This window comes from Campylobacter concisus (genome assembly GCF_001891085.1).
GTDB classification, from domain to species: Bacteria; Campylobacterota; Campylobacteria; order Campylobacterales; family Campylobacteraceae; genus Campylobacter_A; species Campylobacter_A concisus_O.
In genome coordinates this window covers 110,468-136,125 of the sequence record NZ_JXUP01000004.1, presented here as the reverse complement: position 1 = coordinate 136,125, position 25,658 = coordinate 110,468, and the positions used below count along the sequence as shown (strand labels likewise).

Genomic DNA, 25,658 nt, shown 5'->3' with positions numbered 1-25,658 from the left:
ATTTGGTTGTGCGAAAGCATTAATGGTCGTGGAGGATAAAACTAAATTCAAGGCAAAATGCCTAAAACAAGGAGAAACTCATGGTAACTATGAGAGATTTATTAGAGTGTGGCGTACATTTTGGTCACCAAACACGCCGCTGGAATCCAAAGATGAAAAAATTTATCTTTGGCGAGAGAAAAGGTATCTATATTATAGATCTACAAAAAACTATCCGCTACTTCCGCTACACTTACAACATCGTTCGTGATGCAGCTGCTGAAGGTAAGTCAGTGCTATTTGTTGGTACTAAAAAACAAGCTATCGATGCTATAAAAGAGTACGCTGAAAAATGTGGAATGCCTTATGTAAATCACCGCTGGCTAGGTGGTATGATGACAAACTTTGGTACTATCCGCCAGTCTATCCGCAAACTAGAAGTTATCGAAACTATGGAAGAAGATGGTTCGATAAATTTGTTAACTAAAAAAGAGGCTTTAATGCTTCGCCGCAAAAAAGAGAAGCTTATCGCAACTCTTGGCGGTATCCGCAATATGAAAAGCCTACCTGATATGATATTTGTTGTTGATACAGTTAAAGAAAAGATCGCTGTTCAAGAGGCTAACCGTTTAAAAATTCCAGTTGTAGCACCTATTGATACAAACTGCGATCCTGACGTTGTCGACTATCCGATCCCAGGAAACGACGATGCGATCCGTTCTGTTCAGCTTTTCTGCCAAGAGATGGCTGAAGCTATCAACGAAGGTAAATCACTTCTTGAGCAAGATGGTGGCGAGCAAGCTGCTGGCGAAGAAGTAAGCCAAGATGAGAAAGACGCAGTTGTAGCTGAGGCTATGAGCGAAGAAGACTTTGGCGAGGACGAAGAATAATGGAAATAACTGCACAAATGGTAAAAGAGCTCCGCGAATCAACCGGAGCTGGCATGATGGACTGCAAAAAAGCACTTGGCGAAGCAAATGGTGATATGGAAAAAGCTGTTGATATCCTTCGTGAAAAGGGCCTAGGCCAAGCTGCTAAAAAGGCTGACCGCCTTGCAAGCGAGGGCTTAGTAAGTGTTGAAGTTTGCTCAAAATGCAAAAAAGCAACTATTAGCGAGATCAACTCTGAAACTGACTTCGTTGCTAGAAATCCACAGTTTCAAGCACTTGCAAAAGATGCAACAGCTCACATCCAATCAAGCGGCATAACAACAGTTGAAGAGCTAAACGCAAGCACTTTAAATGGTGCTAAATTTGAAGATTACTTTAAAACTCAGATCGCAACTATCGGCGAAAACCTTGTAGTTCGCCGATTTGAGACTATTAGCGCTGATGATAAGGGCGTGGTAAATGGTTATGTTCATTCAAATGGCCGTGTTGGTGTGCTTATTGGTGCAGCTTGCGAAAGCGCAGAAGTTGCAAATAAAGCAGCTGAATTTATAAGAAATTTATGTATGCACGCAGCTGCTATGAAGCCAAGCGTTATAAGCTACAAAGACCTTGATAAAGATTTTGTTGAGAAAGAATTTATCGCACTTCGTGCTGAGCTCGAAAAAGACAATGAAGAGCTAAAACGCCTAGGCAAACCACTTCACCACATTCCTGAGTATGCTAGTCGCTGCCAAATAGGCGAGGCAGAGCTTGCAAAAGCCACAAAAGCGATAGAAGAAGGGCTAAAAGCTGAGGGCAAACCTGAGAAAATTTGGGACAAGATCATCCCTGGTAAGATCGAGAGATTTTACGCTGATAACACAGTGCTTGATCAACGCCTTACACTTTTAGGTCAGTTTTATGTAATGGACGATAAAAAGACTATCGAACAAGTTATCGAAGATAAAAGCAAAGAGCTTGGCGGCAAGATCGAGATCGTAAAATACGTTCGTTTCGAGCTTGGCGAAGGCTTAGAGAAAAAAGTAGATGACTTTGCTGCAGAAGTTGCTGCTCAAATAGGCTAATGGAAATTTTAAGAGCGTCTAATCTAGGCTTTGCGTATGATTATACGCTCTTTAACAATATAAATTTAACTCTCAATCAAAAACAAAGCATCGCGATAACCGGCGTTAGCGGTTGTGGCAAATCAACACTTTTACACATACTTTCAACACTTTTAAAACCAAATTTTGGTGAGGTCATCTATCAAGATAGATCGATCTATGAGCTTTCACAAAACGAGCTTTTGGCTATTAGAAGGCTTAATTTTGGCATCATTTTCCAGTCACACTATCTTTTTAAAGGATTTAGTGCTTATGAAAATATTGAGCTTGCAAGCATCTTGTCTGATGAAAAAATAGAAAAAAAAGAGCTTGAAGCGCTTAAAATTTTAAATGTGATAAATCAAAAAGTTGGCGAGCTAAGCGGTGGTCAGCAGCAACGTGTTAGTATCGCTAGAGTGCTTACCAAAAAGCCAAAGATCATCTTTGCAGACGAGCCAACGGGCAACCTTGATAAGCAAACAGCAAATGAAGTGATGCAAGTTTTATTTGACTATATAAATGAAAATAACGCTGCCCTTGTTCTAGTAACTCATGACAACGAACTAGCAGCTAAATGTGACAACTCATACAAGCTTGAGAACAAAGAGCTTATACGAATTTATTAAATTTTAAAGATCAAAATTTACTATTTTATCTTTTAGTATGTTTGTAAATTTAGTCAATTTATAATACAAATTTTTATTAAAAAGCTTTATGTAAGAAGTAGAAACAGGCAAACTTAAATCGCTTGCCTGATGAATAGAAAGTTTAGACTTTCAGCCATACCGCCAGCTGTTTTTTGAGCATCTTTATCGACTTTTTGTTTTAAAAATTTCTCTTCCTCTTTTGTAGGTTTATATTCATCTTTGAAGAATTTTTCTTAGCATAGATTTTTTACTCTAGTACCTTTTTCTCATAAATTTTATATGTTAGCTTTTAGTATTCAAGGTAATTTCTAAAGTCAGCGCTATATCCTGCATCCATAGTTACAGCTTACATATTTTAGCTCTTTATCACTGCTAAGAAGTTTTTTAGTGAGCATGTATCTTTTGAGCTTGTGCTGATATTTTATTGCTATCTATCACATTTGTATGGCAGCTAGTGTAGCCATTATCAAATACGAAATACTAGCGGTTTTTAAGATTCTTATGCCAATCAATCGCATTGGGAACACCAAAGAAAAATTTCTTTGAATTTTTCATGGTCCATATCTATTGAGGAATTTCTTACTCGTGGCACTTAGAGCAGTATAAAGTCGGATCATTTGTGAACTGAGTTATGAGGATTTGCTTTTGGAGTATCCATGAATTTCAGTCTATCAGCTAAGAGCTTTTTACTCTTATGGTAGGATAAACATTCATTATTACCGATTGCTTTAAATTTACTAGGACTCATCACCTTGATTTTGATGGCAAACAATACAATCAAAGCTAGATGTTTGTGATGAGGCTTTAGCTTATGCTTGGCTTTTAGTTCGTCAGAAACTACTATCTTTGTAATATTTAGACACTCTTTGGATAAGTACCAATCTATTAAGATAAATTAATATAAAAAGTGTGTCAGTGACTACCAATGCATTATTCTAAAAGAATTTATAAGAGAATAGTTGGACTTTATATCACTAGAGAAATTTTTGTACTTTATGATGAGGCAGCAGGACTTTAAATTTCCTCTTTGATTTTTTTGTAAAGTTCTAAAATCTCATCTTTTTTTAATAATAAAACTATTTTTATTTGCTATTAGATAAGCTGAGCTTTGCATGATATCACCAGCGATCTTTAGCCCATTTTGTTTCATGGTTGAGCCAGTTTCGACTACATCAACTATCGCATCGCTTAAGCCAACTAATGGTGCAAGTTCGATCGAGCCATAAAGCTTGATGATCTTTACAGCTACGGCTTGTTTCGTAAAATAATTTCTTGTTATATTTGGCATTTTTGTGGCTATTTTTAGCTCTGGCTGGTTTAGATCTAGTTCAGAGTCGTTTTTTATGCCAATACAAACTTTGCACTGTCCGATTTTTAAATCCAGTAGCCTTACAACATTTGGCTTGTGCTCTTCAAGTACGTCAAGCCCCACTACACCGATATCAGCTGCACCTTCAGTGACGTAAGTTGGGATATCTTGGTTGCGAACCATTAAAAATCTAAAATTTCCTTCTTCAAGGATTAATTTTCTATCTTCAAATAAAAAACTTGAGCCAAAAATTTTTCTAAAAATTTCTAGTGTTGCCTCGGCTATTCTTCCCTTTGGTAGTGCTACTGTTATCATATTATCATATCTTTCTTTTCGGTTATTAGCTTTTGCATGGCACGAAAAACTAGCATCTTGTCGCAAATAGCATTTTTAAAAAATTTGGACAAAAAATCGCCATCCCCACCAGTAAAATAGACTTTTTTGTCACCGGCTAGTTTATCTAGTAGAGTTATTATTGGTTTAATAATGCCATAACTTACAGCATCAGCTGTTTTTTGTGGTAGAGCATCTATGTCAATTTGTGAATTTATAGTGATATCAAGTCGTGGCGAGATACTTTTGTAGGCATTTAGCATACTTGAAATGCCTGGCAAGATATATCCTCCAAGATGGATAGAATTTGCCATAATGTCAACCGTTATCGCACTTCCAGCATCGACAATTACACCATTATTTATAGAGTAGCATGCAGCGATTCTATCTATGCCTAGACCCTGATATATTGTATCAATAGTAAAGAATGGTTCTAAATTTACAAACATTTTATTATCTTTTAAAAGATTTAAAATTTCATCATTTACGGATATAAAATATACTTTTTTTTCTGGTTTATAGCTTTTAAACTCAGAAATTTTCATACGTGAGATTTTGCCATCTTCTAAAAATGTAGCGTTAGTATTGCCTATATTACACAAAATCATAACATCGCCAATTATTATCTTGTAGTTCTTTTAAGGCCTTAGAACAAATGCCAGAGCTGTAAAATATAGTTTTTTTTCTTAGATTTGTTTGGAATTTCATCTCTATTTTTTTAGAAATTTCTTCAAGCTCCAAAGCCTCTTTACGTAGCAATCTACTTTTTGCTTTTCTTAAAAAGACAAGATTGTAAAAGCTCTTATTGTCCACTCCCCAAAAGATATCAAGCGTCTTTTTTGTGCTAAATTCACTTGTATTAAGTGCTTTGATATCTTTTAAAAGAATTTTTCTGGCTTCAAAAAGCTCCCAAATTTTTTGGTTCATTGCCCTAAATTAACAAGCTCATTATCATAATAAAAGGCACCATTGCCCATAAAGCTTTTATCTTTTATCTCATCGCTAAACTCATAAATTTCAGCTCCACTGAGGTCTAAATTTGTCTTTATAACGTAGCCTGTTTTTTCGATTATGTAGAGCTTATTATTGATAATAGTAGCTGCTGAGAAGATGGCAAATTTGAAATTTACTTTATTTTGCTCTTTTAGCATAAGATTTGTTCTTACGATCGTACCATCTTTTTTGAAGATATAAATTTCATCGTTATTAACTAGTACATCTTTGATCTCACCGTCATAATAAACCGTTTGACTTGGGTTAATGACGATTAGTTTTTTCGCTGTTGCCGCTATTAGGTTATCACCCTCAACGCCTAAAAATATGATGTTATTAAAGAAATTTTCAGAGCTTACGACCACGTCACGTAAAATTCTACCAGTCTCTTTTTGTACTATGTAAATTTTGCCATCTAATGCCGGATAAACGATAAGCGAGCTCATAAAAAATGGTGCTACGACCCTTGAATCAACTGCTGCTATATTAGACGAGCTATATTCCATTATTGTTGTTGCGGTATTTATGTCTATTAGATAGATGTGGTTTGCCGCACTGATAGCTGCTAATAGGTTTTGGTCAAGAGAAGCAGCAACGATTGCTGTTGGAAATTTATTGCTATAAACGCTGCGTCCGTTAGGATCTGTCACATTTAGATCGCCATTTATACTAGCTGAGATGATAAGGCCGTTGTTTTCATTTAAGAAATTAAAATTTTCAGGCAACTTGATGTTTGTATTTAGACCATTTTTGGTGATGATATTGCCGTTGTCAAGAGTGGCACCATTTGCATTTGTTGATTTGATATAAGATGGCATATCTTTTGACAAAGAAATTTTGCCAGAGGTTTGAGCTGGCTCAAAATATTGTCTTTTTGTGCCACATCCGCTTAAAACTAAAGCCAAGGCAAAAGCCAAGAAAAGAGTAATTTTTTTCATTATTTTATTCCCTGATAGTGTTTTAAATTTTTAACTAAAGTTTGAAGTTGAGAGTCGAGTGAAATTTTATTAAACTCATCATTTGCTTCTTTGATTTTGTTTTGTTTTAAAAGCTCAAAACCTTTTAAGAGCGTGCTATATTCGCTTAAAATTTGAGTGTTTGCATTACCATTTTGTGAAAGAATGATATCTTTTACTATAGGATTTACTTTTAAATTTGCAAGCTCACTAATGCCATTTGTCTCATTTTTATCAAGCTTTTGCTGAAGTGAAAAAAGTGCATATAAATTTGGTTCTTTTTCTTTTAAAATGCTTAAGGCATTTGCATCGCTTGGATTTAAAATGAGCTTTGAGTAAGCCAAATTTGCATCTTCAATTCTATTATCATTTATTATTTTGTTCGAATAAAATCCAATAATTGCAATGACGGCAACAATAATGGCAATTATCATAAATTTTTTATACTTTCTAAAGAAACGCTCACCTTTGATCATGCTTTCTAAAAACTGTTCTTGAGCACCAATCTCTTGTTTTATCTGTGTTAGATCTTCTTTTATAGCCAACGCTTTTCCTTTATTTTTAAAAAATTTTAATTCGCAGATTTTAACATAATTAAATTAAAACTATCCCAAAATTAAAGCTTGAATGTGATATAATGGCTCAAAATTAATTAATAAGGTTACTTATATAATGCAAATAGATGATACTCTTTTAAATAAATTAGAAAAACTTTCTGCCTTACAAATCAGTGATGAAAAAAGAGAAGAAGTAAAAAAACAACTAAGTGAGATTGTATCTTTTGTTGATATTTTAAACGAACTTGATCTAAGCAGCGATGAAGCTGTAGTTAGCTCTATAAAAGGTGGCACACCTTTAAGAGAAGATGAGCCAAGACCAAGCGATGTGATTGATACGATCTTGAAATACGCTCCTTCGCGTGAAGGGCATTTTTTTGCTGTACCAAAAATAATAGAATAATGGTAAAAATATGGATCTAATCGAACAGCTTCAGGCAAAGAATTTAAGTGTAAAAATACCAGAAGATAATAGCCTTAATAATCTTGCTGGCGATATAAAAACACTTTTAAAAACTGTTGTGAGTGATAAGGCAAGCGATCTTCACCTTGTTTCAAGATCCGAGCCGCAAATAAGAGTAGACGGTGCTTTAAAGCCCGTTGATTTTGGCGTATTAAATGGCAAGGATATAGAGAATTTATGTTTTTCTTTGATTACTGATGAACAAAAAAGTGAGCTTGAGAATAATAAAGAGCTTGACTTTGCGATTGAGCTTCCAGATATTGGTCGCTTTCGTGGCAACTATTACTATACCATGAACGGTGATTTGGCTGCTGCTTTTCGTATAATCCCAATCAATATCCCATCTCTTGATGAGTTAAACGCCCCACAAATTTTTAAACAAATTATTAAGCGTGAAAAAGGCCTTATTTTGGTTACTGGACCGACAGGAAGTGGTAAATCAACAACTCTTGCAGCCATGCTTAATGAGATAAATTTGAATTATAGAAAGCATATTATTACAATTGAGGATCCAGTCGAGTTTGTGCATAATAATAAAAAAGCTCTATTTTCTCATAGAAATATTGGCACTGACGCAACTTCTTACTCAAGGGCTCTAAAATCTGCGGTTCGTGAAGACCCAGATATCATACTTGTGGGCGAGATGAGAGATAGAGAAACGATTTCAACGGCTATTACGGCGGCTGAGACTGGACACTTAGTCTTTGGTACGCTTCACACAAATTCAGCCATTCAAACTATAAATAGGATCGTTGATAGTTTCGATGGAAGTGAGCAATTGCAAGTAAGAAATATGCTTAGTGTTTCGTTAACTGCTGTCGTTTCACAAAGTCTAATCCCAAAGATAGGCGGTGGAAGGTGCGCGGTGCATGAAATTTTAATAAACAATATGGCTATCTCAAACTTGATACGTGAAAACAAAATACATCAAATTTACTCTCAGATGCAGCTAAATCAACAACAAACTGGTATGAGTACGCAAACCCAGGCTTTGATGAAAGTACTAAAAGAGGGTAAGATTACAAAAGAAAATGCGCTAGCTTATTCAACTAGTCAGCAAGAACTTCAAAATTTAATAGGAACTGTATAATGGATTTAGTAACGTGGTTTGATATTATTATTATCGCTCTTGTCTTGATGCTTGGCATAAAAGGCATATTAAATGGACTTATCAAAGAAGCTTTCGGACTTATCGGACTTATCGGTGGCTTAATTATAGCTAGCAGGTTTTCAGATCTATCTGGTGAGTTTATAACTAAAAATATATATAAATTTGAAAATCCTTCATTTTTACAGTTTGTTGCATTTATCTCTCTTTGGCTAGTTTTTTGGCTAGTTTGCTTACTAGTTGGTAAATTTTTATCAAAAATAGTTTCAGTAAGCGGACTTGGTTTTTTGGATAGACTTGGTGGATTTGTTATGGGAAGTGGAAAAATTTTCTTAACATTTTCGGCAGTAGTTGCTGTAATATCTGGCACTTCGCTAAATAATATAATTGCTCCTTATTTTGCGAACAGTAAAGTCTATCCGGTTTTGATAGAAACTGGCAAATGGATAACAAATCTTGATGTGAAAAATATCAAAAGTGAGTTAGATGAGATAGTGGCAAGACCAATGGATACAAATAAAACTGATTCATTTATCTCAATGGATGCAAATGCTAGTGTAAATACCGACTCTAATATCACAAAAGGGGAATAAGATGATAGAAAATTTAGAATATGATGCGTTGCTTGAGAAATTCAAAAGAGTGCTTCGCGACAATGGTTTAAAATACACGAAACAGCGTGAAATTTTACTAAAAACGCTATACAACAATGGCGAACACTTTACTCCAGAAAGACTTTATCTTTTTATAAAAGAAACACACCCTGAGCTAAATATTGGTATCGCAACTGTTTATAGAACACTAAATCTACTTGAAGAATCAGAAATGGTGACATCGATCAGCTTTGGTTCACAAGGTAAAAAATTTGAGCTTGCCACAAAGCCACATCACGACCATATGATATGCAGAAAGTGCGGTCTTATCATAGAATTTGAAGATCCAATGATAGAAAAAAGACAAATCAGTATCGCAAAAGATCATGGCTTTAAACTAACTGGTCATATGATGCAGCTTTATGGAATTTGTGAAAAATGCTCAAAAAATAATATAAAGGGAAAGTAAGGTGATATTTGACAACCAACATGAGATTCAACGACTACAAAGCATAGACGAACTAAGAAATTTAGGCATTAATCCATATCCGCATTTTCTTAGAAGAGATATGAATATCTCTAAATTTAGACTAAAATTTAACTACATTAATGATACAGAAGAGAAAAAGGCCGAAGGTCAGCTAGTAGGTCTTGCAGGTAGAATAAAACTAATTCGTGATGCTGGAAAAGCGGTTTTTGCAAATATCGAAGATGAAGATGGAAATTTACAAATTTACTTTAGCAATAAAACGCTTGATCCAGAGTGGTTTAAAATCGTTAAAAAATACGTAGAGATAGGCGATATCGTCTATGTCAGAGGTTATGCATTTATAACAAGAACTGGCGAATTTTCCATGCATGTAAGCGAGCTTAGCCTTGCTTCAAAGTCGATAAGCCCACTTCCTGAGAAGTATCATGGTCTAGTTGATGTTGAGACAAGATATCGCCAAAGATATCTTGATATGATAATGAATCCTGAAGTTAGAGCTGATTTTAAAAGACGCTCAGTGATTATAAGTACGATTAGAAGATTTTTTGAAGAAAAAGGCTTTTTAGAAGTTGAAACACCGATGCTACACCCAATAGCAGGCGGTGCAAACGCCAAGCCATTTATCACTTTTCATAATGCTCTTGGAGTTGAGAGATATCTAAGGATCGCACCTGAATTATACCTCAAACGCCTTATAGTAGGTGGCTTTGAGGCTGTTTATGAGATGAATAGAAATTTTAGAAACGAAGGTATGGATCTTACTCACAATCCTGAGTTTACAAGTATAGAGTTTTACTGGGCATACCACAACTACCACGATTTAATGGGCATTACAGAGGATCTTTTTAATGTCATTTTAGACAAGCTAGATATGGAAAAAGTTGTAAATTTTGATGGCATGGAAATTGATTTTAGTAAGCCATTTAAGCGAATAAGCTACAAAAAAGCTCTAGTTGAAATTGGCGGACTAGATGAGAGCATAATAAACGACAAAGATAAAATTTTAGCAAAACTAAGAGCTGATGGCCTTGAAGCAAATGAGAAGCTTGATCTTGGTCACTTGCAGGCTGAGCTATTTGATAACTATGTAGAGAGCAAGCTTATACACCCAACATTTGTTATTGATTATCCGATTTCGATCAGTCCACTTTCAAGAAGAAGTGACGCAAACCCTGATGTGGCTGAGAGATTTGAGCTATTTATCGCTGGTCGCGAGCTAGCAAATGGCTTTAATGAGCTAAATGACCCAATCGATCAATACAACCGCTTTAAAGCGCAAATCGATGCTAAAAACGCAGGCGATGACGAGGCACATGAGATGGACGAGGACTATGTAAAAGCCCTAGGATACGGCATGCCACCAGTTGCAGGTGAGGGCATAGGCATCGATAGGCTCGTGATGCTTTTAACGGATAAAAAATCAATACGTGATGTTGTGCTCTTCCCAGCGATGAGACCACTTAAAAATGAGATAAAGGAGAATGAAAAATGAGTTTGCAAAGCTATGATAAGGACATTTACGATCTAGTAAATTTAGAGTTAAAACGCCAATGTGATCACCTTGAGATGATCGCTAGTGAAAATTTTACATATCCAGAAGTTATGGAAGTAATGGGCTCAATCCTAACAAACAAATACGCTGAAGGCTATCCTGGCAAGAGATATTATGGTGGCTGCGAATTTGTAGATGAGATCGAGCAAATAGCGATCGATAGATGTAAAGAGCTTTTTGAATGTGAATTTGCAAACGTTCAACCAAACTCAGGCTCTCAAGCAAATCAAGGCGTTTATGGCGCTTTACTTAATCCAGGCGATAAAATTTTAGGCATGGATCTAAGCCATGGTGGACACTTAACACACGGTGCAAAGGTCAGTAGCTCTGGCAAGATGTATGAGAGCTTTTTCTATGGCGTCGAGCTTGATGGCCGCATAAACTACGATAGAGTCATGGATATCGCAAAGATAGTAAAACCAAAAATGATCGTTTGTGGCGCAAGTGCATACACAAGAGAGATCGAGTTTAAAAAATTTAGAGAGATAGCTGATGCTGTTGGGGCGATACTTTTTGCAGATGTTGCTCACATTGCTGGTCTTGTTGTTGCTGGTGAGCATCAAAGTCCTTTCCCATACTGCGATGTCGTAAGCTCAACTACGCATAAAACCCTAAGAGGCCCAAGAGGCGGTATCATTATGACAAACAACGAAGAGTATGCTAAGAAGATAAATGCCTCTATTTTTCCAGGCATCCAGGGCGGACCACTTGTTCATGTTATCGCAGCAAAAGCAGTTGGCTTTAAGCACAACCTTAGCCCTGAGTGGAAAATTTATGCTAAACAAGTAAAAGCAAATGCTAAAAAATTAGGTGAAGTATTAATAAAAAGAGGCTTTGATCTAGTGAGTGGTGGTACTGATAACCATCTAATTTTGATGAGCTTTTTAAACCGCGAATTTAGCGGTAAAGACGCAGATATCGCTCTTGGAAATGCTGGAATAACGGTAAATAAAAATACGGTTCCAGGTGAGACAAGAAGCCCATTTATCACAAGTGGTATACGTGTTGGTAGTCCTGCGCTTACGGCCCGTGGCATGAAAGAGGCTGAGTTTGAACTAATATCAAACAAAATAGCTGACGTATTAAGCGATATAAACAACACATCTTTGCAAGAGAAGACAAAAGCTGAGCTAGTTGAACTTGCTCATAAATTTATAATCTATGATAAAGCGACATTTTAATGCAAAGTATTGATACGGCACTTATAAAGATTATTACAACTCACTACTATATCAAGCGTGATACGATCGTTAATAAAATAGAATACAGAGGTAAAATTTTCTTTGATAAATTTGAAAAGATAAATGAGCCACTGACCTATAATATTATGAAAGAGCATGAAGAGGGCAAAGCTGTTATCGCACACTCTTTAATAAATGCAAATGATAAAGTTGAAAATATAGTCTTTGACTATAACGGCAGAACTCCAGATAGATTTTGGCATAAAGCCCAGCTTCTTTTAAGAGAAGAGGGCTTTATAAATTTTACAGCCTACGAGAGTAAGACGCCAGGACATCTACATCTTTATATACATAAAGGTCATACCACACTAAATGAGGCTTGTCAGCTAGCAAATGTTCTCAATGCAAAGCTTTCACAGAAGTTGCCTAAAGAGTGGAGAATGTTTCCAAATATCGATATGCCAAAAGAGTTTAACATACTAACTCTGCCTTATAAGCTCTATCAAAAAGAGCGTGGGGCTAGTTGGTCAAAATATATGTAATTAAGGATAAAAAGTGGAAAACGATGAGTTAAAAGATATTCTTTTAGAAAGAGACGATGACGCAAGAGGATTGAAACTAAAAAAACTTCTGATATTTATAGCAGCTCTTATTATACTTTTTTTGATTATTGTAGTTGCTATGAAGCTAGTAAATTCAAGCGATCCTTCACAAGCGCAAAATGAAGCTGATTCAAGACTAGTGCTTCCTCCAGTGCCAGCCGAGCAGCCAGTAGATAGACAAGCTCCGATAGCTGATACAAATTCAGACAATAAAAAAGGCGATACACAGCTCTTTGAGCAAGTACCGATCGTGCCTGAAAATAAGCAACAAGATGAATTTGAAGATATGATCAAAAAGCTAAAAGATAAAGAAAACAATAAGCCTATTTCTAAAACTGAAGAGCCAAAAGAGATAGTTAAGCCTATCGAAAAGCCTGCAGAAATACCAGCAAAAAAATCTGAGACAAAGGTGGATACTCCAGTTAAAAAAGTCGAAAAAGTAGCAACTACTGATAAAAAGAGCGAGGCAAAACCAGCCAAAACTGAAAATAAAGTAGATAAAAAGATTGAAAAAAAGGCTGAAACCAAAATAGAAAAAACGGATAAAAAAGCTGAAGTAGCTAAAAGTGAACCTGCTGCAAAAGGCTCTTATGTTCAAGTATTTGTGACTAGTAAATTTAATCCAAATGCTGAATATATGAAAAAGATCGTTGCTAAGGGATATAGCTACAAAACTATAAAAGTTGGTGAACTGACTAAAATTTTAGTTGGTCCATTTGATGAAAAAACGCTTCAAAAAGCAGTAGGCGATATTAGAAAAGATATCAATAAAGACGCTTTTATCTTTAGAGCAAAATGAAAACATTCGCAGTCTTTGGAGATCCAATAGCTCACTCGGTATCTCCGAGGCTGCACAATAAAGCCATTGCAGACCTGGGCTTAAAAGCACTTTATACAAGAGTCTTGCTAAAAGATGGCAGCGAATTAATCAATAAATTTAAATCCTTAAAATTAAACGGTGCAAATGTAACACTTCCACATAAAGAGTGGGCTTTAAATTTAGCCGATGAAGCTTCGGATATAGCACGCAAAATAGGCTCTGCAAATACGCTTGTGCTTAAAAATGACAAAATTTATGCTCACAATACAGATGCACCTGGATTTTTAAAAGCAATAAAAAATTTTAAAGATGTAAAAAAAGCTATTGTTCTTGGAGCTGGCGGTACTGCAAATGCCATAACTTATGCATTAAAAGAACAAGGCGTTGATGTTTGCATACTAAATAGAAGCAAAGATAGGCTTGAGAAATTTAAAGATGAGTACAAATGCTTTAGTTGGGATAACTACGAAGAGCAAAAATTTGATCTAGTCATTAACTCGACCTCTGCTGGTTTAAAGGATGATTTTTTACCGGCACCTAAAGAAATTTTAAAAAGCATTTTTAAGGATGCTAAATTCGCATTTGATGTGATTTATGGCAAACAGACACCATTTTTAGAAATGGCCAAGCAAAACAGCCTTAGTGTAAAAGATGGGGCCGATATGCTTTTATATCAAGCGGTTTTAGCACTAAATTTATTTTTTAACAATACACTTGATGAGTCAAAGATCGAGCGCTCAATGAGAGAAATTTTCTATCTATAATAGCCACCAGTATTTATTTTTGTAAAAATTTATGGCTTGCATAAAAACATTTTGATTAAAATTTTTATTGAAAGTAATTAGAATAAATATAAAAAGCAGGGAAAATCCCTGCTAAATTTTACTATTCGTTTGTTTTGATATAAGCGTAGTCTGAAATTTTAGTCCATTCTCTTGCTTTTTTAAGGAAAGCTCTTTGAGACTCAACGATCTCTTTAAATAATGGATCTTTAGCGCTCTCTTCATCTAGCAGTTCATTTGTGGCTTTTTTAAGAGCCGCGATTACTTCTGGTGGGAAAGACTTTACTTGGATGTCTGGGTACTCGCTCTTCATTTTATCCCAGTACTCGACGTTTGAATAAAATACTTTTGTATTTGCATCTCTTGCTACTTCTGCTGCAGCTGCTTCAAAGATCGCTTTTAGGTCATCTGGAAGTTTTTCGTATGATTTTTTATTAAAGAAAAATTGAGTTTCACCGTTTGGCTCTTGCCAGCCTGTGTAGTAGTATTTTGCCACTTTGTGAAAGCCAAGCGCCATATCATAAGCTGGGCTTACCCATTCGACTGAGTCGATCGTTCCCATCTCAAGAGCCATGTAAAGCTCACCAGTTGGGATAGTATTGATGTTAGCGCCAAGCTTAGCGTAAATTTCACCACCAAAGCCTGGAATTCTTATCTTTAAGCCTTTGATATCATCTAGTGATTTGATCTCTTTTTTAAACCAGCCACCCATTTGCATGCCGGTATTTCCAGCTCTAAAAATTTTGATGTTGTATGGATCGTAAACTTTTGCCTCAAGCTCCTTACCGCCGCCAAATTCATACCAAGCTGTTTGCTCGTCAGTATTCATCATAAATGGAGTTGCTGTAAAAAATATAGTTTTAGCATCTTTGCCTTTATAATAATAGCTACTTGTGTAGGTAATGTCGTATTGACCGCTTTTAGCAAAATCAAGCATTGCAAAAGGTGATTTATGTTTTGATGGATAATCAATCCTTAGCTCAAGTCTGCCATTGCTCATCTTTTCAACTTTATCCTTTAGCTCTTTTGGTACATCACCAAGCACTGGCATAGTGCTCTCCCATGAGCTAGCAAGCTTTAGCTTATAAACTTTATCATCTCCCATAGCAACGCAAGCAACAGCTGCTAAACCAAGAGACGCTAATAAAAATTTATTCATATCTTCTCCTTTGAAATTTTGACTATTATACAAAAAATTACATTATTAAAATGTGTTATAATCGCAAAAATCAAATTTATGGGGCATAAAATGATAAAAAAGACGAAAATCGTAGCTACTTTGGGGCCAGCAAGTGATAATGAAGAGACAATGGAAGCGATGGTAAAAGCAGGTGTTAATGTCTTTCGTTTAAATTTTAGCCATGGGACACACGAATACCATAAATCAAACATTGACAAGATAAGAAATATCGAAAAAAAGTTAAATAAAAAAATAGGCATTTTACAAGATATCTGCGGCCCAAAGATCAGAGTTGGCAAGCTTAGTGAGCCATTTTATCTAAAGGCTGGTGATGAACTAAGCATTTACGCAGAGGATATCGTTGGTGAAAAAGTGGAAAAAGGAATTTATAAAGTAAGCCTAAACCAGCCTCAAATTTTGCCTATGCTAAAGGTTGGCGAGCATGTCTATCTCTATGATGGCTCTATAAGAGCAAAGGTCGTTAGCGAAGGTAAAGAAATAGTAAAAACTATCATTGAAAATGATGGAATTTTAAACTCAAATAAAGGCGTAAATTTCCCAAATACAGCTCTTGGCATCGAGATCATCACACCAAAAGATAAAGAAGATATGAAATTTGGCGCAAAGCATGGCGTAAATTTTGTCGCTATTAGCTTCGTACAAGATGCAAATGATGTAATAAAGGCAAAAAATATCTTAAAAGAATTTGGCTCAAGAGCTGCTGTTTTATCCAAGATCGAGAAATTTGACGCAGTTGAAAATATAGACGACATCATCGCAAAGAGTGATGGTATCATGGTAGCTCGTGGCGATCTTGGCATAGAAGTGCCATTTTACAAGGTTCCAACTATCCAAAAGCTCATCATCAAAAAAGCAAATGCAGCAAGCAAGCCAGTCATCACAGCAACCCAGATGATGCTAAGCATGGCAGAGCATGAAACTGCCACAAGAGCGGAGATCAGCGACGTGGCAAATGCTGTATTAGACGGCACTGATGCTGTTATGTTAAGCGAGGAGAGTGCGATAGGCAAAAACCCAGTCGCGGTCGTGGAGGCGATGAGTAAAACGATCATCCAAACTCAAAGCATCTATCCATATAATAAATTTGATGAGTTTGACTTTTTTGACGAGACTGATATGGTGGCAAGTAGTGCCGCATCTCTTGCTGTTCGCATAAAAGCAGATGCATTAATCTCAATCACTGGCTCAGGAAAATCGGCCATAAAATTGGCTAGAAACCGCACAAATATCGACATCATCGCAGTTGCTCACGATGAGCAAACAGCGCATATGCTTACCCTTGCTTGGGGTGTTACGCCAGCGCTTGTACTAGAAAAAACAAAGCTTAGCTCACTTTTAGCAAATGTCATGAAAAAGGCGTATGAAGAGGGATATGTCGAACACGACAAGACCTATCTTGTCACTGCTGGTCACCCTACGGGCGTTGAGGGTAGCACGAACCTTATACGTATCATCAGACGCGATCAGCTTGATTATTATTTGGAGCTTGCAACTGAGTAAATTTATACTCTCTTGCAAATTTTAAAATTTTGCTTGCTCGTAAGAATTGACTGCTAAGATTTGTCTTTGCTTTTTGCTTGGCTCAAATCTTAGAGTCGAAATTACTCGTTCATGAAATTTTAAAATTTTGCCTGATGCCTACCTAATATAACAAAACAATTTTGTAAATTTTAAAATCTTACTCACTAGCTTTAGCAGACTACTAAATTTAGAGCCGCACTTCGTTTAGCACTAAATTTATAGCCGTGATATGCTTGATAATAAATTTTATAATTTGCTGGAAATTTAATATAACGCATGCAGTGCGTTAGTACTGAGACATGCCACTTCTAACGTCGTCGGGGTTAGGGGATTGTTAAGGGGGAAGGGAGCGACTTCGTAATTCAAGCCTCTTCCCCCTTAACAAAAGAAACAAACATTTAAATTTAACTAGATTGCTTTGCAAATTTTAAAACTTTCATTCACTCGTAAGAATTGACTGCTAAGATTTGTTCTTGCTTTTTTCTTGGCTCAAATCTTAGAGTCGAAATTACTCGTTCATGAAATTTTAAAATTTGTGTGAAATCTAATTATAAAAATTAGGATATATAAAATTTATTTTGAAAGAATTTGTGACGTCAAATTTAACGTCACAAATTTAAATTTATTTTTTCTTTTTCTTCTTTGGCTCATCGCCTTTAAACCAGCTTTTTATCTTATCAAAGACGCTTTCGTCGGTATTTGATTTACCTGATTCTATGCCAAAGCTAGCTTGAAGCTTATTTAAAAGCTCTTTTTGCTCATCGCTTAGTTTTTCAGGCGTTTGAATAGAAATTTGCGCTACGAGCCTACCTTTTTTACGCGAATTTACGCTTTTTATACCTTCATTTTCAAAGATAAATTGCTGCTTATCCTTTGCTCCAACAGGTAGTTTTAGCTCAGTTTCTCCTCGAAGCGTTGGAATTTTTATGCTTTCGCCAAGTATAGCTTGTGTGAAAAAGACAGGAATTTCTAGATAAACATCGTCGTTGTGACGAATAAAATGCTTGTCTTCTTTTACGTTTATGCCTACATAAAGATCGCCTTGAACGCCGTTTGTACCGATATTGCCTTTGCCAGCTACTCTCATTCTCATGCCGCTATCAACACCTTCAGGGATGGTAATCTTTACAGTTTGTTGCTGGATTTTATAAGCTTTTGCGTTACAATCAGGGCATGGTTCACTTATTACTTCACCACTTCCGTGGCAATATGGACACTCTTGGACGATATTCATAAAGCCATTTCCGCGTGTTATCCTACCACTTCCGCCACAGTGCTGGCAAGTCTTGCTCTTGCCATCTTTACTGCCGGTTGCATTGCATGTCGGGCAAGGTACTTTTTGATCAAATTTTATCTCTTTTTCACAACCAAAAATAGCTTCGTTAAACTCCAAATTTATAGGAATTTCAAGATCGGCTGAGTATTTTTCGGAGTATCTTTTTCTCTGCCTAGAACTACTCGCAAAACCGCCACCAAAAAATGAGTCAAAAATATCTGAAAGATCAAAATCGGCACTAAATCCGCCACCGCTGCCAAATCGACCCTCAAGGCCTTCTTTGCCGTATCTGTCGTAGATAGAGCGTTTTTGCTCGTCGCTTAAAACTTGATAAGCTTCATTTATCTGTTTAAATTTTAGTTCAGCCTCTTTGTCACCAGAATTTCTATCTGGGTGATATTTTAAAGCAAGTCTTCTAAAGGCTTTTTTGATCTCATCTCCGCTTGCATTTCTTGAAATTTCAAGGATTTCGTAATAGTCAAATTCCACATTTTTCCTTGTTAATTAAGCTTATTTTAAATATGGGATTTTACCCAAAAAAGTTTAAATTTAAAAAAGAATTTACATTTTTGCCGTATAATCTCTACTATTTTTAATAAAAAGGATAATTCATGGTTAATGTTTTAATGATAGAAGACGATCCAGAATTTGCACAAATTTTATCTGAATATCTTGATAGTTTTAATATAAAAGTTACGAATTTTGAAGACCCATATTTAGGACTTAGTGCTGGGATAAAAAACTATGATTTGTTAATACTTGATCTTACTTTGCCGGGCATTGATGGGCTTGAGGTTTGTAAAGAAATTCGCCAAAAATACGACATTCCTATTATCATAAGCTCGGCACGTAGTGACATCAGTGACAAGGTCGTTGGACTTCAGCTTGGTGCTGATGATTATTTGCCAAAACCATACGATCCAAAAGAGATGTATGCTCGTATCACAAGTCTTATAAGAAGATATAAAAAGACAAATGAAGTACAAGAAGAGGTCGTTGATAGCGCATTTAGGATTGATGATAAGCGTCACGAAATTTACTTTAACAATGAGCCGTTAGCGCTTACTCCAGCTGAGTATGAAATTTTAACTTATCTCATTAAGCAACACAGTTTTTCGGTTTCACGCGAACAGCTAGTTTATAACTGTAAAAGCCTAAAAGATAAAGACTCAAAGAGCTTAGATGTTATTATCGGACGCCTTAGATCAAAAATCGGTGATAGCTCAAAAGCGCCAAAACATATATTTTCTGTAAGAGGCATAGGATATAAGCTTATCGGATGAAATATTCCATAACTACGAAGATAACTATTATCTTTGCCATAGCTTTCTCGCTGATGTGCTTGCTCTTTGTAACTTTTGCAAACATTCAGCAAGAGAGCGCTTTAGAAAAACTAAAGGATAGACAAATAAGTGCGATGAACTACCTTGTCGCACTCTATGAACGCGGAAATCCCCCAAGAGATTTAGAGCATTATTTTAAAAATTTTTACTTAGAGTATGTTGGAAATAAAAATTTAGCCACTTCAATAGCCACAAATGGAACCGTTGTTTTTACGCAGCACACACCTCTTGGAGTGGTGCAATCAGTTAATTACAAAGGCGATTTGTATTTGCTTATTAAAAATCCATCTTTCCAGCTACTTCTTGAAAGTAATGATGCAAGACACGTAAATGATCCGCTTTGGGTCGCATTTTTGATAGTTTCAGCCCTTCTCATCTCACTTTATGTTTCTGTTCTTAGAAGTCTTTCGCCACTTAGAAGGCTTAGTAAAGATATCAGAAAATTTGCCAGTGGAAATATGGAAATGGCGATGACGGCTAGGCTAAATGAAAACGAGCAAGATGAGATCGGACAGGTTGCTGTTGAGTTTGATAACGCCGTTTGCAAGATCAGAGAGCTCATCCGCTCAAGGCAGCTATTTTTGCGCGCGATCATGCATGAGCTAAAGACTCCTATTGGTAAGGGTAGGATCGTCTCTGAAATGGTCGCAAATGAGACCCAAAAGATGAGGCTCATCAATGTGTTTGAGCGCCTTGAGATGCTGATAAATGAATTTAGCAAGGTCGAGCAGCTCCTTTCTAAAAGCTACGCACTAAACTACCAAGAGTGCCATTTTTCGCTCATTTTAGAGCAAGTGCAAGATATGCTCATGCTTGATAAATTTGAAGAGCGAGTGAGCTGCGATATCAAAGACGACGTGATATTGAGAGTGGATTTTCAGCTTTTTAGCTTAGCGATTAAAAATTTGATAGACAATGCCCTAAAATACGCAGAGGATAAAAAGGCTATTTTGATCTGCGATAGCGAATTTATTGCGGTTAAAAATTTAGGCAAAAAGCTAAATCATCCGATTGATTACTACAAACAAGCCTTTGTTAGAGGCGATAAGGTAAGTGCAGGAAGTGGTATGGGGCTTGGACTTTATATCATCGAGCAAATTTGTCAGATGCAAAAATTTGAGCTAGTTTATGACTATGAAGACGGCTATCACGTCTTTAAAATTTTACTTAAAGCAAAGGCAAAACGCGCATGAAAAGGGGCTTAGAAAAATTTAACGAGCTAACTGAGTCTTTTGCCAAGCTCCCTGGTGTTGGTAAAAAATCAGCCGCAAGGTTTGCCTATTTTGTCTGCATGCAAGATAGCTTTGCAGGGCTAAGACTCGCTCAAAATATCGAAGATGCGGTGAGGTTTATCAAACGTTGTGAGCGTTGCGGTGGGCTAAGTGAAAATGAAATTTGTGATATTTGCAGCGACGAGAGCAGAGACAGTGAGGTCATCTTGCTGGTTGAGAGCCCAAAAGATATCTTAGTCTTTGAGCAAAATGGCATTTATAATGGCCTTTACTTCGTGCTTGACGAGATCGACGAGGATGCCATAGAGAGGCTGCGAAATGCTATCATGCAAAATGGCTCAAAAGAGGTTGTCTTTGCCTTTACACCAGGGCTAAATTCAGACGCACTCATGCTTTACGTCGAGGATAAGCTTGGCATGAGTGAAATTTCATTTAGCAAGATTGCTCAAGGCGTGCCAACTGGTGTAAATTTAGAAAACGTCGACATGCTTTCACTTTTAAAAGCCTACGAAAGCCGCACAAAAGCCTAATTAAACTTTCTTTTAGTTATAATTTTTCCTAAATTAATAGAAATTTAGCCAAGGCTTAACCGCTGCTAAATTTAAAGGATATAGGTTGATTTTACTCATAGATAATTACGATAGTTTTGTTTTTAATGTTGAGCAATATGTAAAAGAGCTTACAGATGAAGAGGTTAGATGTGTTAGAAATGACAAGATCACGCTTGACGAGATCAAAAAACTAAACCCAAGCAAGATAATCTTAAGTCCAGGGCCAAAGCACCCAAAAGATAGTGGAGTTTGTTTGGAAATTTTAAAGGCTGATCTTGGCGTTCCAGTGCTTGGAATTTGCCTTGGACACCAAGCTATAGGTCTTAGTTTTGGCGCAAAGATAAAAAGACTAGATGACCCACTACACGGCAAAACCTCGTTTATTGACGTGAAAAACAAAGAGCCACTTTTTGCTGGGCTACCTGAGCGCTTTGAGGTTATGCGCTACCACTCACTTTATGTCGATGAGCTCCCAGCTAGCTTAAGTGCTGATGCGGTGAGCGACGATGGCGTAGTAATGGCACTTAGCGTTAAAGATAAGCCGATCTTTGGCATCCAGTTTCACCCAGAGAGCTACTTTACGCAATACGGCAAAAAGATAGTTGAAAATTTTGTAAGTTACAAAGCAAAAGATGAGGCTAAAGAGCCAAAAATTCGCTCGCTTAAGCCATATCTTATCAAGCTTCAAGAGAGCATCCCGCTTGATGATAGCGACTTTGAGCAAATTTGCGAGATAATAGCCAGCAAAGAGTACGAGATCGTGCAGCTCTCAGCTCTTTTGGTGCTTATTAGCGAAAAGAGCCTCTATCCAAAAAGCCTCGCTGCACTTGCAAAAAATATCCTAAAATACTCGCAAACTTACCGCGATGATACGCCTATGATCGATCTTTGTGGCACTGGCGGCGATGGCTTTAAGACGATAAATATCTCAACTACTGTGGCATTTATCCTCGCAAGTCTTGGCGTAAAGGTCGCAAAACACGGCAATAAGGCAGTTTCAAGCAAGTCAGGCAGCTCTGATGTGCTTGAAATTTTAGGTGTAAAAAGTGAAAAATCACTGGCAAAACAGCGAGAAAATTTAGCTAGTAAAAATTTAGCCTTTTTCCACGCGCCATTTTTCCATCCGTTAGTTGGCGAGGTGAGAGAAGTGCGTCAAAGACTTGGCATAAGAACCGTATTTAACGTGCTTGGACCGCTTTTAAATCCAAATTTAAACCTTACAAACCAGCTAGTTGGCGTCTATCATAAACCTGTCTTAAAACTCTACGCCCAGACGCTTAAGATCCTTGGCAGAAAGCACGCTCTAGTCGTTCGAGGTGATGACGGACTTGATGAGATCACGCTTTGTAGTGAAACAAGCGTTGTGGAGCTAAAAAATGGTGAAATTTTTGAGTATAGCATCACGCCAGAGCAATTTGGCTTTAAAAGAGCGCTTCATAGCGATATCGAGGGCGGCACACCTGAAGAAAATGCCAAAACCTTGATCCGCACGCTAAAAGGCGAGGAGCAGGGGGCGAAATTTGACATCGTGGTCTTTAATGCGATGTTTGCACTCTACGCGGCTGATGGCGCAAAGAGCCCAGACGAGGCCAAAAAAATGGTGCTTGAGGCGATAAATTCTGGCAAGGCGTATAAATTTTATGAAGAGTTTATAAAGGCACAAGTGTAATGGCACTAGTTAAAATTTGTGGCATCAAAACGCTAGATGAGGCAAGTGCGGTTTGCGCTTTGGATGTTGATTTTATCGGATTAATATTTGCTAAAAGCAAAAGAAGAGTTGATCTAAATTTAGCTAGGCAGATAGCGAAATTTGCTCACAGCAAAGGCAAAAAAGTAGTTGGCGTTTTTGCGGAGCAAAGTGATTGTGAGATAATGGAAATTTGCCAGTTTGCTGGTCTTGACGTGGCTCAGGTACATGGAGTGGTGAGTGAAAATTTAGGTGCAAATTTAAAAGATATGGGGCTTGAGATTTGGCAAGTTTTTAGCGTGAAAGATAGCTTGCCAGAGGTTGATTTTAAGCATTTTGACATGGCGCTTTTTGACTGCAAGGGCGAAAATGCCGGCGGAAACGGCACTAGCTTTGAGTGGGAAATTTTAAAAGAGGTTAAATTTAAATTTGGCATGGCTGGGGGCATAGGCGAGCACAACATCAAAGAGGCGCTGAAATTTAGGCCATATCTAGTTGATATCAACTCAAAAGTCGAGGACGAAAACGGCATAAAAGATGCGCAAAAGATAGAGAGAATTTTAAAGATCATAGGTGAGGTAGAAGATGAATAGTAAGGCGTATTTTGGAAAATTTGGCGGGCAGTTCGTGCCTGAGACGGTGATGTTTGCCCTTGATGAGCTAGAAAATGCTTATGAGAACATCGCAAAGACAAAAGAGTTTAAAGATGAGCTTGATGATCTTTTGAAAAACTACGTTGGCAGGCCTAGTCCGCTCTTTTTTGCAAAGCGCCTAAGCGAGCACTACGGACATGAAATTTACCTAAAAAGAGAGGATCTAAACCACACTGGTGCGCACAAGATAAATAACGCCCTAGCTCAAGCACTGCTTGCTAAAAAAATGGGTAAAAAGAAAATTTTAGCTGAGACTGGAGCTGGTCAGCACGGTGTGGCAACAGCGACTGCAGCAGCACTTTTGGGCTTAGAGTGTGACGTATATATGGGCGCAACAGACGTGACTAGACAGCAGCTAAATGCCTTTCGCATGCAACTTCTTGGCGCAAAAGTGGTGAGCGTAGAAGACGGCTTAAAAACGCTAAAAGAGGCGACTACGGCGGCTATTCAAGCGTGGGTAAATGAGATAGAGAGCGCATTTTACGTCATTGGCTCAGCCGTTGGCCCGCACCCATACCCAAAGATCGTGCGTGACTTCCAAAGCATCATCGGCACAGAGGCCAAAGCTCAGCTTGCAGACTACGGCAAAAAGGCCGACTACGTCATAGCTTGCGTTGGTGGAGGCAGTAATGCTATTGGCATTTTTAGTGCGTTTTTGGACGATGAGAGCGTAAATTTAGTAGGCATAGAGGCTGGCGGCCTTGGCATAGAGACGCCTTATCACGCAGCTACGCTTAGCAAAGGCAAAACCGGCATCATTCACGGCATGAAAACGACCGTGTTGCAAGATGAGTACGGCATGATCTCGCCAGTGCATAGCATCTCAGCGGGTCTTGACTACCCAGGTATCGGCCCAGAGCACGCTCACCTAAACGACATCAAAAGGGTAAGATATGAAGCTGTGACCGACGATGAGTGCATAAATGCCTTGTATTTTCTAAGCAAGATGGAGGGCATCATCCCAGCTATCGAGAGCGCGCATGCGGTGGCGTATCTGGAGAAGCTTTGCCCAAAACTAGATAAAAAAAGCGTCATCGTCGTAAATATCTCAGGTAGGGGCGATAAAGACATAAACACAGTTATCGGCTACGAAAAAGGAAAAATTTATGGATAAGGTTAGAAGCGCATTTAGTGGCAAAAAAGCAAACATCGGCTACATCGTGGCTGGATATCCAAGCCTAGAAAAAACGAAGGAATTTTTAGAAAATTTAGATGAGAGCACGCTTGATCTAGTCGAGATCGGCATCCCTTACTCTGACCCGCTGGCTGACGGAAAACTCATCGCGCAAGCTAGTTTTGAGACGGTGCAAAACGGCGTAAATACGGACGTTGTCTTTGATATGCTTGAGAGTTGCAAGGTAAAAGTGACAAAACCACTTGTTTTTCTGGTTTATTTTAATATCATCTTTGCTTACGGCGTTGATAAATTTCTAAAAAGATCAGTTGAGGCTGGAGTTAGCGGCTTTATCGTGCCGGATCTGCCTTGCGAGGAGTGCGAGGAATTTGCTCTAAAATGCAAAGAGTTAAATTTAAGTCTGATACCACTTATTAGTGTCACTTCTGGGGGCAGGGCAGATGGAATTTTAAAATTTGGCTCAGGATTTATTTACGCTCTTGGTGCGATTGGCGTTAGCGGTTCAAAAAGGGCTGATGAAGATAGGATAAAAAATTTGGTCCTAGAGCTTAAAAAAAAGAGCGATTTGCCAGTGGCTGTGGGCTTTGGTATAAAAAACAAAGATGATGTTAATGAAGTAAAAAAATATGCTGACGGAGCAATCATAGGCACGCAAATAGTTAAGCTTTGTGCCGATTTTAGCGGTGAAAAGCTAGTAAAAGAGATAGATAAACTCTTTTAAA

26 protein-coding genes and 1 pseudogene are annotated in these 25,658 nt (G+C 37.4%); 20 read left to right on the top strand and 7 right to left on the bottom strand.

Annotated features, from left to right (window positions below):
- The first annotated feature begins 80 nt into the window (after positions 1-80).
- From rpsB to TH67_RS04355, 3 genes are read left to right on the top strand one after another with little or no spacing between them, the layout of a single operon-like run.
- Positions 81-869: a 30S ribosomal protein S2 gene (gene rpsB, locus TH67_RS04365; protein WP_002941277.1), complete on the top strand. Its 789-nt coding sequence runs from the start codon at positions 81-83 to the stop codon at positions 867-869.
- Complete coding sequence (tsf, locus tag TH67_RS04360; protein WP_072594521.1) at positions 869-1,933, top strand: translation elongation factor Ts; 1,065 nt, start codon at positions 869-871, stop codon at positions 1,931-1,933. The genes rpsB and tsf overlap by 1 nt, the downstream gene beginning before the upstream one ends.
- Positions 1,933-2,577 (top strand): ABC transporter ATP-binding protein, encoded by a 645-nt coding sequence (locus TH67_RS04355; protein ID WP_072594520.1) that lies wholly within the window; start codon positions 1,933-1,935, stop codon positions 2,575-2,577. Before tsf ends, TH67_RS04355 begins: the two co-directional genes overlap by 1 nt.
- A gap of 1,035 nt (positions 2,578-3,612) precedes the next feature.
- Here TH67_RS04355 and hisG read toward each other — a convergent pair.
- From hisG to TH67_RS04320, 5 genes and pseudogenes are all read right to left on the bottom strand, one after another.
- Positions 3,613-4,222 (bottom strand): annotated as a pseudogene (gene hisG / locus TH67_RS04340) (ATP phosphoribosyltransferase).
- Positions 4,219-4,848, bottom strand: coding sequence for a type III pantothenate kinase (locus tag TH67_RS04335; RefSeq protein ID WP_072594519.1), 630 nt, complete (start codon positions 4,846-4,848; stop codon positions 4,219-4,221). Before TH67_RS04335 ends, hisG begins: the two are co-directional and overlap by 4 nt.
- Positions 4,835-5,167, bottom strand: a complete 333-nt coding sequence (locus TH67_RS04330) for a hypothetical protein (protein WP_072594518.1) — start codon at positions 5,165-5,167, stop codon at positions 4,835-4,837. The genes TH67_RS04335 and TH67_RS04330 overlap by 14 nt, the downstream gene beginning before the upstream one ends.
- Positions 5,164-6,171, bottom strand: coding sequence for an L-seryl-tRNA selenium transferase (locus tag TH67_RS04325; protein ID WP_072594517.1), 1,008 nt, complete (start codon positions 6,169-6,171; stop codon positions 5,164-5,166). The genes TH67_RS04330 and TH67_RS04325 overlap by 4 nt, the downstream gene beginning before the upstream one ends.
- On the bottom strand, positions 6,171-6,734 hold the full coding sequence (locus TH67_RS04320) for a hypothetical protein (RefSeq protein WP_072594516.1): 564 nt from the start codon (positions 6,732-6,734) through the stop codon (positions 6,171-6,173). The genes TH67_RS04325 and TH67_RS04320 overlap by 1 nt, the downstream gene beginning before the upstream one ends.
- Positions 6,735-6,861: 127 nt before the next feature.
- Here TH67_RS04320 and gatC point away from each other — a divergent pair, with 127 nt between their 5' ends.
- Genes gatC through TH67_RS04275 form a run of 9 tightly spaced genes read left to right on the top strand, consistent with a single transcriptional unit; the run spans position 6,862 to position 14,319 of the window.
- A complete protein-coding gene (gene gatC, locus TH67_RS04315) occupies positions 6,862-7,149 on the top strand; it encodes an Asp-tRNA(Asn)/Glu-tRNA(Gln) amidotransferase subunit GatC (protein WP_072594515.1) in 288 nt (95 codons plus the stop codon).
- A gap of 10 nt (positions 7,150-7,159) precedes the next feature.
- Complete coding sequence (locus TH67_RS04310) at positions 7,160-8,299, top strand: type IV pilus twitching motility protein PilT (RefSeq protein WP_072594514.1); 1,140 nt, start codon at positions 7,160-7,162, stop codon at positions 8,297-8,299.
- Positions 8,299-8,910: a CvpA family protein gene (locus tag TH67_RS04305; RefSeq protein ID WP_072594513.1), complete on the top strand. Its 612-nt coding sequence runs from the start codon at positions 8,299-8,301 to the stop codon at positions 8,908-8,910. The genes TH67_RS04310 and TH67_RS04305 overlap by 1 nt, the downstream gene beginning before the upstream one ends.
- A gap of 1 nt (position 8,911) precedes the next feature.
- Positions 8,912-9,379 (top strand): Fur family transcriptional regulator, encoded by a 468-nt coding sequence (locus TH67_RS04300; RefSeq protein ID WP_021091630.1) that lies wholly within the window; start codon positions 8,912-8,914, stop codon positions 9,377-9,379.
- A gap of 4 nt (positions 9,380-9,383) precedes the next feature.
- Positions 9,384-10,892, top strand: a complete 1,509-nt coding sequence (lysS, locus tag TH67_RS04295; RefSeq protein ID WP_235044201.1) for a lysine--tRNA ligase — start codon at positions 9,384-9,386, stop codon at positions 10,890-10,892.
- Entirely contained in the window at positions 10,889-12,133 is a 1,245-nt protein-coding gene (locus TH67_RS04290; protein WP_072594512.1) for a serine hydroxymethyltransferase, read from the top strand. The genes lysS and TH67_RS04290 overlap by 4 nt, the downstream gene beginning before the upstream one ends.
- Positions 12,133-12,675: a DUF1882 domain-containing protein gene (locus tag TH67_RS04285; protein WP_072594511.1), complete on the top strand. Its 543-nt coding sequence runs from the start codon at positions 12,133-12,135 to the stop codon at positions 12,673-12,675. The genes TH67_RS04290 and TH67_RS04285 overlap by 1 nt, the downstream gene beginning before the upstream one ends.
- Before the next feature lie 13 nt (positions 12,676-12,688).
- A complete protein-coding gene (locus tag TH67_RS04280) occupies positions 12,689-13,534 on the top strand; it encodes an SPOR domain-containing protein (protein WP_072594510.1) in 846 nt (281 codons plus the stop codon).
- On the top strand, positions 13,531-14,319 hold the full coding sequence (locus TH67_RS04275; protein WP_072594509.1) for a shikimate dehydrogenase: 789 nt from the start codon (positions 13,531-13,533) through the stop codon (positions 14,317-14,319). Before TH67_RS04280 ends, TH67_RS04275 begins: the two co-directional genes overlap by 4 nt.
- 121 nt (positions 14,320-14,440) lie before the next feature.
- Here the strand turns inward: TH67_RS04275 and TH67_RS04270 are convergent, their stop codons facing one another.
- Positions 14,441-15,496 carry a TRAP transporter substrate-binding protein gene (locus TH67_RS04270; RefSeq protein ID WP_021091622.1) on the bottom strand — a complete coding sequence of 352 codons (1,056 nt, stop codon included), beginning with the start codon at positions 15,494-15,496 and terminating at the stop codon, positions 14,441-14,443.
- Positions 15,497-15,586: 90 nt separating this feature from the next.
- Between TH67_RS04270 and pyk the strand changes: the two genes are divergently transcribed.
- Positions 15,587-17,038, top strand: a complete 1,452-nt coding sequence (gene pyk, locus TH67_RS04265; protein ID WP_072594508.1) for a pyruvate kinase — start codon at positions 15,587-15,589, stop codon at positions 17,036-17,038.
- A gap of 643 nt (positions 17,039-17,681) precedes the next feature.
- On the opposite strand, the gene dnaJ is transcribed toward pyk, so the two are convergent.
- On the bottom strand, positions 17,682-18,824 hold the full coding sequence (gene dnaJ, locus TH67_RS04260) for a molecular chaperone DnaJ (RefSeq protein ID WP_072594507.1): 1,143 nt from the start codon (positions 18,822-18,824) through the stop codon (positions 17,682-17,684).
- Positions 18,825-18,946: 122 nt separating this feature from the next.
- Here dnaJ and TH67_RS04255 point away from each other — a divergent pair, with 122 nt between their 5' ends.
- From TH67_RS04255 to trpA, 7 genes are all read left to right on the top strand, one after another.
- On the top strand, positions 18,947-19,618 hold the full coding sequence (locus TH67_RS04255) for a response regulator transcription factor (RefSeq protein WP_021091583.1): 672 nt from the start codon (positions 18,947-18,949) through the stop codon (positions 19,616-19,618).
- Positions 19,615-20,871, top strand: coding sequence for an ArsS family sensor histidine kinase (locus TH67_RS04250; protein ID WP_072594506.1), 1,257 nt, complete (start codon positions 19,615-19,617; stop codon positions 20,869-20,871). Before TH67_RS04255 ends, TH67_RS04250 begins: the two co-directional genes overlap by 4 nt.
- Complete coding sequence (gene recR, locus TH67_RS04245; RefSeq protein ID WP_072594505.1) at positions 20,868-21,440, top strand: recombination mediator RecR; 573 nt, start codon at positions 20,868-20,870, stop codon at positions 21,438-21,440. The genes TH67_RS04250 and recR overlap by 4 nt, the downstream gene beginning before the upstream one ends.
- 85 nt (positions 21,441-21,525) lie before the next feature.
- Complete coding sequence (trpD, locus tag TH67_RS04240; protein WP_072594504.1) at positions 21,526-23,130, top strand: anthranilate phosphoribosyltransferase; 1,605 nt, start codon at positions 21,526-21,528, stop codon at positions 23,128-23,130.
- Entirely contained in the window at positions 23,130-23,741 is a 612-nt protein-coding gene (locus tag TH67_RS04235) for a phosphoribosylanthranilate isomerase (RefSeq protein ID WP_072594503.1), read from the top strand. The genes trpD and TH67_RS04235 overlap by 1 nt, the downstream gene beginning before the upstream one ends.
- Positions 23,734-24,915, top strand: coding sequence for a tryptophan synthase subunit beta (gene trpB / locus TH67_RS04230; RefSeq protein ID WP_072594502.1), 1,182 nt, complete (start codon positions 23,734-23,736; stop codon positions 24,913-24,915). Before TH67_RS04235 ends, trpB begins: the two co-directional genes overlap by 8 nt.
- Complete coding sequence (trpA, locus tag TH67_RS04225) at positions 24,908-25,657, top strand: tryptophan synthase subunit alpha (protein ID WP_072594501.1); 750 nt, start codon at positions 24,908-24,910, stop codon at positions 25,655-25,657. Before trpB ends, trpA begins: the two co-directional genes overlap by 8 nt.
- Position 25,658: the final 1 nt, after the last annotated feature.

Bases quoted from the DNA above. Each gene is read 5' to 3' on its own strand.
- TH67_RS04250 (WP_072594506.1), top strand. From the start codon at position 19,615: ATGAAATATTCCATAACTACGAAGATAACTATTATCTTTGCCATAGCT.
- TH67_RS04310 (WP_072594514.1), top strand. From the start codon at position 7,160: ATGGATCTAATCGAACAGCTTCAGGCAAAGAATTTAAGTGTAAAAATA.
- TH67_RS04330 (WP_072594518.1), bottom strand. From the start codon at position 5,167: ATGAACCAAAAAATTTGGGAGCTTTTTGAAGCCAGAAAAATTCTTTTA.
- TH67_RS04275 (WP_072594509.1), top strand. From the start codon at position 13,531: ATGAAAACATTCGCAGTCTTTGGAGATCCAATAGCTCACTCGGTATCT.
- rpsB (WP_002941277.1), top strand. From the start codon at position 81: ATGGTAACTATGAGAGATTTATTAGAGTGTGGCGTACATTTTGGTCAC.
- trpA (WP_072594501.1), top strand. From the start codon at position 24,908: ATGGATAAGGTTAGAAGCGCATTTAGTGGCAAAAAAGCAAACATCGGC.
- TH67_RS04270 (WP_021091622.1), bottom strand. From the start codon at position 15,496: ATGAATAAATTTTTATTAGCGTCTCTTGGTTTAGCAGCTGTTGCTTGC.
- TH67_RS04305 (WP_072594513.1), top strand. From the start codon at position 8,299: ATGGATTTAGTAACGTGGTTTGATATTATTATTATCGCTCTTGTCTTG.
- TH67_RS04285 (WP_072594511.1), top strand. From the start codon at position 12,133: ATGCAAAGTATTGATACGGCACTTATAAAGATTATTACAACTCACTAC.
- TH67_RS04235 (WP_072594503.1), top strand. From the start codon at position 23,130: ATGGCACTAGTTAAAATTTGTGGCATCAAAACGCTAGATGAGGCAAGT.
- TH67_RS04355 (WP_072594520.1), top strand. From the start codon at position 1,933: ATGGAAATTTTAAGAGCGTCTAATCTAGGCTTTGCGTATGATTATACG.
- TH67_RS04290 (WP_072594512.1), top strand. From the start codon at position 10,889: ATGAGTTTGCAAAGCTATGATAAGGACATTTACGATCTAGTAAATTTA.
- trpB (WP_072594502.1), top strand. From the start codon at position 23,734: ATGAATAGTAAGGCGTATTTTGGAAAATTTGGCGGGCAGTTCGTGCCT.
- gatC (WP_072594515.1), top strand. From the start codon at position 6,862: ATGCAAATAGATGATACTCTTTTAAATAAATTAGAAAAACTTTCTGCC.
- recR (WP_072594505.1), top strand. From the start codon at position 20,868: ATGAAAAGGGGCTTAGAAAAATTTAACGAGCTAACTGAGTCTTTTGCC.
- TH67_RS04325 (WP_072594517.1), bottom strand. From the start codon at position 6,171: ATGAAAAAAATTACTCTTTTCTTGGCTTTTGCCTTGGCTTTAGTTTTA.
- tsf (WP_072594521.1), top strand. From the start codon at position 869: ATGGAAATAACTGCACAAATGGTAAAAGAGCTCCGCGAATCAACCGGA.
- TH67_RS04335 (WP_072594519.1), bottom strand. From the start codon at position 4,848: ATGATTTTGTGTAATATAGGCAATACTAACGCTACATTTTTAGAAGAT.
- TH67_RS04300 (WP_021091630.1), top strand. From the start codon at position 8,912: ATGATAGAAAATTTAGAATATGATGCGTTGCTTGAGAAATTCAAAAGA.
- TH67_RS04255 (WP_021091583.1), top strand. From the start codon at position 18,947: ATGGTTAATGTTTTAATGATAGAAGACGATCCAGAATTTGCACAAATT.
- pyk (WP_072594508.1), top strand. From the start codon at position 15,587: ATGATAAAAAAGACGAAAATCGTAGCTACTTTGGGGCCAGCAAGTGAT.